This window comes from Parabacteroides distasonis ATCC 8503 (genome assembly GCF_000012845.1).
Classification (GTDB): Bacteria; Bacteroidota; Bacteroidia; order Bacteroidales; family Tannerellaceae; genus Parabacteroides; species Parabacteroides distasonis.
Genome location: NC_009615.1, coordinates 3,675,016 through 3,689,332, shown reverse-complemented (window position 1 = coordinate 3,689,332; position 14,317 = coordinate 3,675,016). Strand labels below are relative to the sequence as shown.

General features: G+C 47.4%; 9 protein-coding genes. 2 read left to right on the top strand and 7 right to left on the bottom strand.

Annotated elements, in window-relative coordinates; all coding sequences use genetic code 11:
- Positions 1-11: 11 nt before the first annotated feature.
- Positions 12-2,834: a M16 family metallopeptidase gene (locus BDI_RS15345; protein ID WP_008778977.1), complete on the top strand. Its 2,823-nt coding sequence runs from the start codon at positions 12-14 to the stop codon at positions 2,832-2,834.
- Positions 2,835-2,873: 39 nt separating this feature from the next.
- On the opposite strand, the gene BDI_RS15340 is transcribed toward BDI_RS15345, so the two are convergent.
- From BDI_RS15340 to BDI_RS15330, 3 genes are all read right to left on the bottom strand, one after another.
- On the bottom strand, positions 2,874-3,776 hold the full coding sequence (locus BDI_RS15340) for a YitT family protein (RefSeq protein ID WP_005860273.1): 903 nt from the start codon (positions 3,774-3,776) through the stop codon (positions 2,874-2,876).
- A gap of 697 nt (positions 3,777-4,473) precedes the next feature.
- The gene (locus tag BDI_RS15335; RefSeq protein WP_011967132.1) at positions 4,474-4,929 is read right to left on the bottom strand and encodes a hypothetical protein; all 456 of its coding nucleotides are present in this window, start codon (positions 4,927-4,929) and stop codon (positions 4,474-4,476) included.
- A gap of 293 nt (positions 4,930-5,222) precedes the next feature.
- Entirely contained in the window at positions 5,223-6,020 is a 798-nt protein-coding gene (locus BDI_RS15330) for a prolyl oligopeptidase family serine peptidase (protein WP_009016761.1), read from the bottom strand.
- A 180-nt stretch (positions 6,021-6,200) separates the two neighbouring features.
- Here BDI_RS15330 and BDI_RS15325 point away from each other — a divergent pair, with 180 nt between their 5' ends.
- Complete coding sequence (locus tag BDI_RS15325; RefSeq protein WP_005860279.1) at positions 6,201-6,476, top strand: DUF2442 domain-containing protein; 276 nt, start codon at positions 6,201-6,203, stop codon at positions 6,474-6,476.
- Between the two features lie 75 nt (positions 6,477-6,551).
- On the opposite strand, the gene BDI_RS15320 is transcribed toward BDI_RS15325, so the two are convergent.
- Genes BDI_RS15320 through BDI_RS15305 form a run of 4 tightly spaced genes read right to left on the bottom strand, consistent with a single transcriptional unit; the run spans position 6,552 to position 14,317 of the window.
- Positions 6,552-8,345, bottom strand: coding sequence for a family 43 glycosylhydrolase (locus BDI_RS15320; protein WP_005860281.1), 1,794 nt, complete (start codon positions 8,343-8,345; stop codon positions 6,552-6,554).
- Between the two features lie 18 nt (positions 8,346-8,363).
- Positions 8,364-10,640: a beta-glucosidase BglX gene (bglX, locus tag BDI_RS15315; protein ID WP_011967131.1), complete on the bottom strand. Its 2,277-nt coding sequence runs from the start codon at positions 10,638-10,640 to the stop codon at positions 8,364-8,366.
- A gap of 14 nt (positions 10,641-10,654) precedes the next feature.
- Complete coding sequence (gene bglX / locus BDI_RS15310; protein WP_005863643.1) at positions 10,655-12,910, bottom strand: beta-glucosidase BglX; 2,256 nt, start codon at positions 12,908-12,910, stop codon at positions 10,655-10,657.
- Positions 12,911-12,922: 12 nt separating this feature from the next.
- On the bottom strand, positions 12,923-14,317 hold the full coding sequence (locus BDI_RS15305; protein ID WP_011967130.1) for a glucoamylase family protein: 1,395 nt from the start codon (positions 14,315-14,317) through the stop codon (positions 12,923-12,925).

Below are 14,317 nucleotides of genomic sequence, written 5' to 3'. Positions count from 1 at the left end.
ATGAAACAAATATGATAAAAAGACATTCTATCTTAACGGCAATCCTGCTTTGTTTCGTCGCTTTCACACAAGTGATGGCACAAGAGATGCAGGAACCCGAACCGCTTCCGATCGATCCTAAGGTTCGATACGGGAAATTGAGTAACGGATTGACCTACTACATCCGTCACAACGATCAGCCCAAAGACCGGGCAGACTTTTACATCGCCCAAAACGTAGGCTCCATCTTAGAGGAAGACAATCAACGAGGTTTGGCTCACTTCTTGGAACATATGGCTTTCGACGGCAGTAGGAACTTCCCGAATAACGGGATGGACGAATATATCGAGAGTGTAGGTATGCGCAGCGGGGAAAACTTCAACGCCTATACCTCCTTTGATGAGACCGTCTACATGATTACCAACGCCCCTGTCAACAAAAGCGGCGTGGTTGATTCTTGCTTATTGATCCTTCACGATTGGTCCGGGTTCCTAGCCTTGACCGACTCGGCTATCCAGAAAGAACGTGGGGTCATCCGTGAGGAATGGCGTACCCGACAGGATGCCCAGACTCGTCTATGGGAGCAGCAACTACCCAAGATGTACCCGGGAAGCCGTTACGCGAACCGGATGCCGATCGGTTCGATCGACGTGATCGAGAACTTCAAGCCGGACGAGTTGCGGGCTTACTACAAAAAATGGTATCGTCCGGACTTGCAAGCGATTATCGTCGTGGGAGACGTAAATGTAGATCAAGTGGAGGCAACGATCAAAAAGATGTTCGCCGATGTCCCTGCCCCGGTCAACCCGGCAAAACGGGAACAAGTATCGGTTCCCGACAATGATCTACCTCTGATCTCGATCGCCAAAGACAAGGAGGCATCCAATACGATCCTTTATATCTTCTATAAACACGATAAATTACCCAACGACTTGAATCGTACGATTGCCGGATTGGTAAAGGACTATATCCAGCAAATATGCGCGTCGATCATGGACGAGCGTTTCGATGATATCTTACATCAAGCGAATCCTCCGTTTATCTATGCCCAAGCCTACGACGATGATAATTTCATGATCGCGAAGAGCAAGGGAGCATGGACCGTAGCCGCTCTTGCCAAGGAAGGCGAGATCGATTCCACACTGACCACGCTTGTCAAAGAGACCCAACGGGTAAAACAATATGGCTTTACGCCATCCGAGTATGAACGGGCACGCATCAACGTGTTGAAACAATACGAGTCCGCTTACAACGAGCGGAATAACCAAAAAAACGACGCTTATGTTCGTGAATATGTGAATCATTTCACCAACGGCGGTTATATCCCGGGCATTGAGATGGAATACACGCTATTGAACCAGATCGCCCAGAATATCCCGGTAGAGCAAGTCAACCAATATATCCAAGATATGATCGGAGAGGATAATATCGTGATCGGGTTAACCGGACCGGATAAAGAAGGTATAAAATATCCGACCGAGGAGAACCTGCTCCGTACATTCCTCAAAGCACGACAGATGCCGGTAGAGCCTTATAAGGAAACTGTCTCCAACGAGCCTTTAGTCCCGACCTTGCCGACCCCGGGCCAGATCACGGAGACAAAGACCGGCCAGCCCTTCGGAGCGACGGTATTTACCTTAAGCAATGGTATCAAGGTGGTATTAAAGCCTACCGAATTCAAGAAGGACGAGATCATCATGACCGCTACCAGCCCGGGAGGAAGCACTTTATTCGGCACGAAGGATATTGATAACTTAAAAGTTTTCAATGACGTGATCGAGATAGGTGGATTGGGCAATTTCTCCGCCACGGATCTAAGTAAGCGTCTGGCCGGAAAGAAGGTATCTTGCGCCCTATCGCTCAGTCAAGATAGTGAGAACGTGAACGGAATGGCCGCTCCTTCCGATTTGCGAACCTTATTCGAGTTAATTTACCTTAGCTTCACGGCTCCCCGCATGGACGAGGAGGCCTACGCATCTTTCGAGACACGGACAAAAGCGCAATTGCAGAATATGGAGTTAAATCCGATGGTCGCTTTCAGCGACTCTTTGTCTAAAGCGGTTTACGGAGATAATCCTCGTGCGTCACGTCTTCGTCCACAAGATTTCGAACATATCAGTTATCCTCGTATCATGGAGATGCGCAAGGAACGCTTCTCGGATGCTTCCGGTTTCGTATTCACGTTTGTAGGTAATATCCAGATTGATAGTATCCGTCCGTATATAGAGCAGTATTTAGCGACATTGCCATCCCAAGGAAAAATTGAGAAGGGAAATCCGGCGGAGGTTCCATCGATGCGTAAGGGAGACTATATGAATCGATTCAACCGCTCCATGGAAATCCCGAAAGTAACGGTAGCCAACCTCTATACCGGACAGATGGAGTACAATCTGGAGAATATCATCACCGCTACCGCATTGAAACAAGTTATGGACTTGGTATATTACGAGAAGGTACGCGAGAAAGAAGGAGGAACGTATGGCGTCGGTGTATCCGCTAGAATCTCACCTTTCCCGGAAGGAAGAACGACATTACAGATATTCTTCGATACGGACCCGGCCAAGTGGGAGCAGATGAACACGATTGTCCGCAATGAGTTGAAACGGCTTTCTGAGGTAGGCCCTCGTCAAGAAGATTTCAAGAAAACACAGGATAACCTGCTGAAACGTCATGCGGAAGTCTTGCAGGAGAACAGCTATTGGTTGAACGTATTGGATGATTATTATTATAAAGGATTTGATACCGATACGGATTATGAGTCGATTGTTAAGGCGCTGACTCCCGAGAAGATAAAGGCATTCGCCCAAAAGCTTTTGGGACAGGGTAACCGGGTAGAAGTTATCATGCAACCCTAGTTACTATTTTGAGAGGATGAGACGGGGCGTGCCCCGTCTCTACTTTGATTTCTTTAGTTTAAAATGATCGAATCCTTCCCCATAAACCCCGATTACGGCGCTTTGGGATACAAAGGCGGTCGGATCAATATCATTAATGATACGGAAAATCGTAGTGGATTGCCGTTTTTTAGCGAGCACGAACATCATCTTCTGTTCTTGCCCCGTATATAACCCGGTAGCATCGATCACCGTAACCCCTCGGTGCAACGCATTAATCTCCTTACCAATCTCTTGATACTTCTTCGAGATGATAAAGAATTGCACGGACTGGCGAGCACTGTTCACGATCTGATCCAGCACGAAACTACAAACATATAACGTTACAAAACCATATACCACTTTCTCCCAATCCTTTAGCACGAAATAACTGGAGGTGATAATAATCATATCGCAGATCATCATGACCCGCCCCAGCGTTATATCCCGGTATTTATTGATGATAGCGGCAATAATATCCGTTCCACCCGTACTACCGTTCGAGGAGAAAGCGATACCGATACCACTTCCGCAGAAGGAGGCTCCCAGCACACATGCCATAAACGGTTGATCTTGTAATAAATGCATCCCGGCTGTCAGCTCCTGGATAAGGGACAAGAAAAAAGTAAGCGTAAACACGGCGAAGATCGTCTTGATACTGAACTTAAAACCTAATATTTTCAAGGCAAGCATCAGCAAGACGGCATTAATGAGGAAGTAAGTGTACTGAACGGGAAATCCCGTAGCCCAGAAAACAATGGAAGCGATACCCGGCACTCCACCTGTCGTAATGTCATTCGGCAAAAGGAAAACGGTCCATCCGATACCGTAAAGGATCATCCCAAGAGCGATCATTAAATAGTCCCGTGTCTCCCGAAGCAGGACTTGTCTGGATAAGGAAGAAATTGATAAAGTAGATTTCATCTCATTTGTTTATTTTTAGCGGGCGCAAAGGTAATGAAAGTTATTGATAGGAAATGCTTCACCTTATATTTAGCCGGAAATATAATGGTTCACTTTCCCCTATTTACAGAGACGTAAGCAAAAGCCAAGGAATGTTAACTATTTATCAGTAATAACCCCTTTTATATAACATCACCTTTATTTAGAAAAGCTCTATAAACGAGAACATGAAGGAGAAAGCAGGCATTTATACGCCTTTTCCACACAAAAAGACCCGTTTTTCGATAAGAATACCCTCGTTAGATTACACATATAGTCCCGTTCACCCACGCCTGTACAGGCGTAAACCCACACATATAGTCACGATAGGCTACACATATGGTCATAATGGGCGATATGACTACCTTATAATGGGCATTGTTGCCCCCTAACGACTGGGCCATAAGGCATAAGATATGAGATAGGATGAATTAATTTCGCTAGAATAAAAGGCCGTTTTTCAACAAGTCACTAGCGGATAGACGATTGCTGTTTTTTTCTTTCGTTTTTAGGAGACGAGACGTACTTTGGCCCGAAATAATCGATTCTCAAGGACTTCAGTTTACAAATTGTCACATTGATATTCTAACCGGAACACGCATAAGCCTTTTCATCCAATTGTAGAGACGGGGCGTGCCCCGTCTCTACAACCAAGTATGTATGAGCTGCAAATATAGACTTACAATCTCACATTCTCCATTTCCTCACACTTCTCTTCCCGCAAGCGTTGAATATCCTTGATCTGGCGATCGAAAAACGTGAGCAAGTCATTGATGAGCCGTCCGTTCTGGGATAAAAGCAAAACCCCATCCATCAATTGCGTTGACAGGTAGCGAACTTTTATATTACTTACATGTTGATCGGGACGCTGCAGATAAACGGCCATACATCTGTACAAAATTGGTGCTATTTGTATCCACGGCAGTTTTAGACCTACCAATAGATTTTTCACGCTTTGCAACTGATGGTTCAGATAATCGAAATCATCCGCATCTCTCTCAAAACAGAAAGCTTCTTTCAAGCGTCGTGCCTCTTCCTTAAAAAATACATCACTCAACATTTCCATGTTCGAAACCGGAGCGTCTTGCTCTGAACCGACAGGTTCAGTTACGGGATAAATGTTTTCCGCTTCCATAATATATTAGCATTAAGCAGGCGGAAAAAAGAACGGTCCCGCCTGACCCGTTGCTAAACACTTTACCAGAAAGCTGGAGGCACATTAATGCACTCCACGGGGGTACGGAACCGTCATATCGGATCGGTTACAGGCAAAAAAATGCCTGCAACCGAATAGAAGCAGGTATTCTACTCTGCTTTCTGGTTTTAAAATGTTTAGCATTGCAAATATACTTCTTTTTCCGGATATCCAACCTATAAAGGATAAATAATGTCTAGTAAGTAAAAAATCTGGAGATGATACCTCTGTTTTTACAAGCTATGCTGGAACATCCAAGCCAGATAATCCGGTTCGGCGAAAGCGTTATCCCAACTGTTATGGTCTACACCGGGAAATTCCTTATAACGGACATCAGCTCCTGCTTTCTTCAATGCTTCATTAGCGTCACGGGAGAATTGTACATCGACTACGCTATCGGAGCCGCCATGATAAATACTGAAAGCCGTCTTGCCCTTAAAGTTTGCCAAACGTTGCAAATTTGCTCCACCACAGATCGGGGTGGCAGCGGCAAACAGGTTCGGGTAACGCATCACGATATCGAACGTGCCCATACCTCCCATTGATAGGCCGGTTACGTAAATGCGTTTCGTATCGACCTTACCTTCCGCTATATAACTATCCAATAATTCCTTGACGGCGGCCATCGATTGTGTGGCCGGAGCATTCAACGGATAGAAACGCTTTCCTTCTTTTCCGGCGTTCAATCCCTTATATTCAGACCAAGTCTTCTCGGCCGGGCATTGAGGCGCTATAATGATAGCCGGATATTTGGTTTGATTCTCGAAAGAAGCGAACATATCGCCACCATGTATTAATTGGGCCTCATTATCCGACCCTCGTTCGCCCGCTCCGTGCAGGAACAGGATTACCGGGTATTTCTGCGCCGGATTATAATCTCGGGGATACAGAACCCGATAATTCAATTGATAACCATCACGAGCCGTAAACTGCTTTTTCAAAAAACTAGCCTTATCACCAGCATATCCAGCAACGGAGAGAAGAAGGCAAAGAGACAGAAAAAAAATACTTCTAAGTGTTTTCATAATCATATATTCAAATGTAAATACTATCTACTTAGATCGATAACTTCCGCAAATATAATTAAATAGTCTGTTAAGGCGTTGTATAATATCAAGATTAAAATTACTTTTGCAATAATAAGGATATAGGATATGAGTCCAAAGGCTATACTAATAAATGGATTTGATTAATTCAAACAATAATTGAACATGAGCGAGTTATCAAAGACAAATGGAACAACCACTTCGGCAAATAATAGAGCTGAGGTAACACATATTTCCCGCAATGGCTTAATATTGTGGGTAAAGGATCGGGAATATTATTTACCTTACGACAAATTCCCATGGTTCAAACGTGCTGCCGTAGATGACGTGTTTAATGTCCAACTATTAGGACGTGAGCGGATTCGTTGGGATGCTTTAGATGTAGATTTGAGCTTGTCTATCATAGCAAATCCAGATAAATACCCGTTAGTAAGTAAATAATCGAATATTGTATGTATTTTGTAGAGACAGATTGTCCTATCTCTACAAAATACATTTGAAAATGATACCGGAAGATTATTGGGCTTCCTGTATTTTTGTCGCTTCTGATACACCGTTCTCGTTGAATGCCTCGATGGTGAAATAATAAGGCTGGTCGGTGGACAGACTCTTTAAAAGTAATTCATTCTTTCCGTATAGGAGCCATGAGTTGTATAGTTTATCGGGAGCGATGCCCCAACGGATGTTGTAGCCTTGGCTGTTTTTGACAGCGTCCCAAGTGATCATAGCGTCACGGCGATCCGCTTGGCGAACGACCTTGAAGTTCTTCACCGTCGCAGGTTTCTTGCCCTCACCGATACCGAACACACGCAAGTCCGAGATCGCCAGATGAGGCGTCGGGACCTCTATATTCTTATAACGGACATAACGGACACGAGCCGGATTATCCACTTGTACGTAGTCATTCGGGACATCCTTATAATTATTCCGGCGATCCACCAACGTTACCCAATCCTGCCCGTCCAAAGAGCCTTCCACCGCATAACGGTGGCGTAAACCGGGAATACGTCCATACATATTCGATTGATGATCATGATAATTCACTTGCACGGCATATACCATAGCGGGAGCCTCCAGATCGATCTCTACCCATTCGGTATCTCCATTCGTGCGAGCCATCCAGAATGTCTTACATTCCTCATCCGTCAAGTTGGCCGGAAGGAAATTGGCGGAAGTCTTGGGACGGTTCGATTCCGTGAATCCTTGCGCGGCGGGAGCGGAACCCTCCGCATACGAGGAAGCTTTCACCGGCTTTTTATAAGAAAGCAACATCCACCCCGTAAACTCTCCTTTCTTTCCCGGCTCGGCGGGAGCGTAATGCGGATAATCACCGAAGTTATTATCACAATACATAATGCCCTCCTTATCGAAGAAAGTAGGATACATGCAGAGGCGACGCTCCCAATTCACCGTAGCCGAGAGAGACATAGAGGCGAAATGCCAATAGTTGCCACCCGGCCCCACCAAGGTACTTCCGTGTCCGGCACCATTCATGAAACCACCGGGCTTATAGCTTACCGGGTTATGCGATTGGTATTTATACGGACCTAATGGGGAGTCCGCCACATAAACACCATCGGCATATACGTTGAATTCCGTACCGGGGGCGGCATACTGCATATAATATTTACCGTCGTGCTTGGTCAGCCAAGCACCTTCCATATAGCCCCCCAATACCGTATCGGTATGGTTCTCGCCAAAACGTTCCCAGCCGTGCTTCGGCATATCCAAGCCGAAAAGCTCGACCGTCTCGCCCTCGATCAAGAAACGGTCATCCTTATTCAGTTTCTTGCCCCGAAGCGGATAAACATTGGAAGAGCCCCAAAATAAATAAGCTTGTCCGTCATCATCGATGAATAAATCCGGGTCTTGTAGGTCGTGGAGTATAGCAGGAGTAGCGTTCCAATTACCGGATTTCGGATCATCGGTATAAAGAACGCTCATGGAGCCGGACGGATCACCCATCACATAAAGCACGGAATCCTTATAATTATGAGCGGCGGGAGCGTTGGAACCCTGAGGATACCAGTTTTTACCGGGAGTGATAAAATCCCAGTTCAACAAATCTTTCGAATGCCAGTAGCCATGCGAACGGGTTACGAACATATAATACTCGCCCCGGAATTCTACGACAGCGGGGTCCGCACCCGAACGGTAAGACAGATTGTTCGATGAGTTATAAATCATATACGTATAATCCACATTAAGCGGATTACAATACGTATTCGCCCGCATGGATTGAGCGGTGGCGGAACCTCCGGAAGCAGCCAAGAACAAAGCCGAAAAGATATATTTTGATAATAGTTTCATGTTGATATGTATTAATTTTTACCGCAGAGAGAAAGAAGACTGATTCGTCTCGTCGGCAGAATTCAAGCCTACCCAAACCGTGAAATCACCCGGCTCGGCTTTCTTCTGCATATCGATACCATAGAAAGCCAGCAAAGCTTCGTCAATCGTGAAAGAGACTTGCTTCTTCTCGCCCGCTTTCAAAGCCACCTTCTCGAAACCTTTTAGCTCTTTAACCGGACGGGTCACGCTACCCGCCAAGTCGCGGATATACATCTGGACGACCGTCTCGCCATCCACCTTACCCGTATTCTCTACCTCAGCCGTTACCGTGATCTTGCCCCCTTTCGTGAAAGAGTTCTGATCCAGCTTCATAGAGTTCACGGCGAAAGTCGTATAGCTCAAGCCATAACCGAACGGGTACAACGGTGTGTTAGGCACATCCATATATCTGGATTTATAATCCGTATCCGGAGCTTCCGGAGGAACCGGGCGGCCTGTCGGTTTCTGGTTGTAATACAGAGGCAATTGACCTACCGTACGAGGGAAAGACATCGTCAGGCGAGCGGACGGATTATAATCGCCACTGATCACATCGGCCATACCATGACCTGCCATCGTACCCAGATACCAAGCCTCCAAGATACCGTCGACATGCTGATCCTCCCAAGAAAGATCCAAAGGACGTCCGTTCACCAAGATCAAACCAAGAGGTTTACCCGTCTTTTTCAATTCTTTCAACAAGGCTTGTTGAGCGCCCGGCAATTTCAAGTCCGTACGGCAAGCCGCCTCGCCACTCCAGTTGAAATCCTCGCCCATAGCCGCCAATACGATATCCGCACGGCGAGCCGTAGCGATCGCCTCAGCGAATTTAGATGAATCATCAGTCAAGAGATCACATCCCTCGGCATAAATGAACTTCACGTTCGTACCGGCATATTTCTCGGTCAGACCCTCGAACAAAGAGATACTCTCCTCACGCTCACCCCGGCCGGCCCACTCGCCATTCTGGTTGATCTTATCTTTTACCATCGGGCCGATCAAGGCTACCGTAATATTCTTATCCTTCGAGATCGGGAAGAAGTTATTATCATTCTTCAAAAGGACGATCGAGCGAGCGGAAGTCTCACGAGCTTCTTGCAAGAACTCCGGCTTCATGATCGTATTCTTCTCACGCTCATTGTCCAAGTAACGATATGGATCATCGAACAAACCCAAGAGGAACTTCATTTCCAAGATGCTCGCCACGGCACGGTCGATATTCTCTTCCGAGACTTTACCCTCTTTCACGGATTGTACAAGATGTTGACTATAAATACCCCCTGTCATATCCATATCGATGCCAGCGTTCGCGGCCAGTTCTCCCGCCTCCTTATCATTTCGCACGATACTATGGGCTACCATCTCATTGATACCGGTATAATCGGTAACCACGAAACCATTGAAGCCCCAGTCCTTACGTAACAGGTCGGTCATCAACCATTTATTACCCGTGCTGGGCACTCCGTTGATCTCATTGAAGGAGGCCATGAACGTAGCGACTCCCGCTTCCTTAGCCGCTAAATAAGGCGGCATATAATAATTCATCAATGTATTTTGCGACAACTCAGACGTATTATAATCACGTCCGGCCTCAGCGGCCCCATAAGCGGCAAAGTGCTTGCAACAAGCCAAGACCGTATTTACGTCGGCCAACGAACGCCAATCGTTTCCTCCTTGGAAACCCTCGACACGGACCTTCGCAATCAAGCTTCCCAAATACGGGTCCTCACCGGCACCTTCCATTACACGTCCCCAACGGGCATCCCGGGAGATATCCACCATCGGGGCGAACGTCCAAGCGATACCGGAAGCGCTCGCCTCATCCGCCGCGATCGCCGCGCTTTTACGCATCCGCTCCAAATCCCAAGAGCAGGATTCCGCCAACGGCATCGGGAAAATCGTACGATAGCCGTGCACGACATCATAACCAAACAATACGGGTATCTTCAAACGGCTCTCGGACAGAGCCATCTCTTGCATTTTACGTACGCCATCTACCGTATATACATTAAACAAGCTTCCTACAAGACCTTGTTTCAGCAAAGTCTCATAATCCCCCGTCATAACCGGGCCGGTCACATCCCAGTTACAGGAGTATTGGGCCATCTGCCCCACCTTTTCCTCCAAGGTCATTAATTGGAGCACAGAATCTACACGGCGTTCAATATTTTTGTCGCCGCTGAAGCTTTTCCAACCGCTTACAGCGGGTTGCTGGCATCCACCTAAGGTAGCGGCAACGGCCGCACCAGCGATAAAAGTCGTTAACCTTTTCATTATTCGTATCTGTATTATTTGTTCCAAGTTACCTGCGCCGATTTCACGTCCCGGGAGTTCGTACCTACATAGATATTGAATAAGCCCGGTTCCCAGATGTATTCCAACGCGCTGTTATAAAATTTCAAGTCTTCCGGCGTAATCGTAAAAGAGACTTTTCGGCTCTCACCCGGTTTCAAGGATATCTTCTGGAAGTTCTTCAACTCTTTCATCGGACGGGAGATGCTGGCAGCCGGATCGCCGATATATAACTGTACGACTTCCTCGCCCTCTAGCTTGCCTGTATTCGTCACTTGTACGCTGGCGGTCAATACACCGTTCTCTCCTTGCACACTCGTCTTATCCAGCTGAAGATCACCGTAAGAGAAAGTCGTATAACTCAAGCCATAGCCAAACGGATACAAAGGATCGTTCGTGATATCCAGATATTTAGAAGTGAAATGATCATCCGGATTCATTGGGCGGCCTGTTTTCTTAGCATTGTAATACAAAGGAATCTGGCCTACGCTACGAGGAAATGTAGTCGTCAATTTACCGGAAGGATTCACGTCGCCGAACAATACGTCCACCAATCCGCGAGCTGCGGCGGAACCTCCATGCCAAGCCTCAACGATTGCGGAGAATTGGCTATCCTCCCACTCCAAGGTCAACGGACGGCCGTTCGCCAAGACCAACACCACCGGTTTACCGGTCTCCAACAAAGCTCTCAACAGCTCTTTCTGGCTCTCCGGCAAACTAATATCCGCACGGCTGCAAGCCTCTCCGGACCAGTTATTCGGCTCACCCATTACGGCGATGATACGATCCGCATCTTTCACTTGCTCAACCGCTTCCTTCACCAAACGGGTATTCTCCACCGGATCAACCTTCAAGCCACTGGCTTTCGCCAACATCGGCTCGTTCGTCAAATTACATCCCTTGGCGAAGATCACACGGGCCTTATTGCCAACCATTTCCTTCACAGCCTGCACTACGGAAGCCGACTTCGCCGTATCGATACCACACCATGTCCCGAACAACTCAACCTTCTTATCCGCCAACGGGCCTACCACGGCGATCGTCCCTGTCTTTCGCAAAGGCAACAAACCCTTGTCATTCTTCAACAAGACAATGGATTTACCGGCGATATGGCGAGCCGTATTCATATGCTCATCCGTGAACGTATTCTTTTTCGCACGATCCGCGTCCAAGTAGCGATAAGGGTCCTCGAACAAGCCTAATTTATATTTCGCCTCCAATACACGGCGGCAAGCCTGATCAATATCCGCTTGAGACACACGGCCCTCTTCCAACGACTTCTTCAAGGTCGTGATATAGCCGTTCGTCATCATATCCATATCCAAGCCGGCATGCAAAGCCAAGGCCGATACGGTCTGCGTATCACCCAGACCATGATTGGTCATCTCGCCGATCGAATTATAATCGGAAACGACAAACCCATTGAATCCCCATTGATCACGAAGCAAATCGGTCAACAACCAACGGTTACCCGTAGCCGGAATCGCCTCCACCAAATTAAAGGAAGACATAACCGTGGCACAACCAGCCTCTACAGCCGCTTTATAAGGCGGGAAATACTCATTAAACATCTTGATACGGCTCATATCCACCGTATTATAATCACGACCGGCCTCGGAAGCGCCATACAAGGCAAAGTGCTTCAAGCAAGACAAGATCGTGTTCTCTTTCGTCAAGTCATCTCCTTGATAACCTCTCACCATGGCGGCGGCGATCTTTCCACCCCACCAAGGGTCCTCTCCACTACCCTCGGCAATACGTCCCCAACGAGCGTCACGGGCGATATCCACCATCGGGGAATAAGTCCATGTCACGCCGTTTGAACTGGCCTCGATAGCGGCGATACGGGCACTTTGCTCGATCAACGTCGTATCCCAGCTACAAGACAAAGCCAATGGGATCGGGAAGATCGTATGATATCCATGAATCACATCCAGTCCGAACAAAAGCGGAATTCCTAAGCGAGATTCCTTAACCGCTATCTCCTGCAATTTACGGAACGTCTCCAGCTCCGAGCCTCCCGTAGCACCCAGCCAGCCCCGACGAATCGTCTCGTCCGCTCCTTCCGAACCACTCAAGATGCCGGGAACACCCCCACCGGACAAGTTCAGCTGTCCGATCTTCTCATCCAAAGTCATTTTACCCATCAACTGATCGATAAACGTATCCATCGCTCTCGTATCTTGAACGGGCTTTTGTCCGTATGCCGCAAGTGCCAAACAAGCGGCGAATGATAATATAATCTTTCTCATGTTATTTAAATATTAAGATTCTCTCGCATTATGGATCGTGAAACCCAATTTCTTCAAACCGTCCTGGATTTCCGGACAGCTCATAAACAAACGCCACAGAAGGCCCGTACGGTAATTCTCGATCATCGGGGCGATCGTACATTGGTCTATCGCCAGATAACGACGCGGATACCAATTCTCGCCTTCACTGAAAGCGTCGTAAAAACCATACTTACCCCAGATGCTATCTCCCAGATTGAAATAGAAATGCTTCAATGCCTTCGAGGATTCCTCCGGTGTATACGGATAACTGCTCAAGGCGGCTGTCGGCGTAATTACCCCATGATCGTTGGAGGGCATATGCGCGTTATAGCCTTTCACGGAATAACTGGCGGTCAATCCCCAGCAAGCGTCGCTATATCCCTTGAAGCCCTTCGGATTCTCCGCGCAATAACGGTAATCGATCAAGACGTGATTCCGGTTCAAGTCCCAGTAGTTAGCGTATCGATCCGACAAGCCTACCGGACATAGGCCGATATAAGAATAATGCGCCCAAAACAACGGGCCGCCGTACTCCTCGGCATAATTATGTTTCAAGATCAAAGGTAAATCGTAAGCGACCGCATCGCTCTTGATCCCCCCTTTACGAGCCCATCCGTTATGATAAGCGGAAGCCGGGATCGGATACGTAGGCGAAGACGCCGCCAAAATATAAGTAATCAGACATTCATTGTAACCTTCCAAAGGAAAATTCATCTCCCATGCGTAATTCGGGCTCCAATGCCAATACAATACATCCTGCCCGTTCAAATACCAGGTCCATTCCATCTCACGCCATAGCTGGTCAATCTTCGCAGCCAACGCTTTCTCGCTCGCATTACCGTCCTTGAAATATTGGCGTACGCATAAGAGACCTTGCATTAAGAAAGCGCTCTCTACCAAATCGCCTCCGTTATCCTTCTGGCCGAAAGGCTTTACCTTACCCGTAGGTCCATGCATCCAGTGAGGCCAGACCCCATGGAAACGATCGGCCTTCGCCAAGTAATCAGCGATTTGATGAAAACGGGCCACACCTTCCTCACGGGTGATAAAGCCACGCTCAATACCTACCAACAGCCCGGCGATGCCAAAACCACTACCTCCGGTGGTCACGATATCAGCGTCGTTCTCAGGATACACGCCATCCGTATGGATACGCTCACAGGCCAGTCCGGAGGTAGGCTCCGCACCTTCCCACATATAATTAAAGTGAGCCTTTTGTATATAGGTCAAGAATTCATCATCCGACTGAAAATCCAACTTACGCTCATTGGGCGTAGACTCTGCGGATGTGTCACTTTTCTTGGCCTCATGACAAGCGGTCAACGAAAAGCCAAGCAACAGGGTAACAACGCCTGTACGGAAATAGGTATTCATAGATATATACAT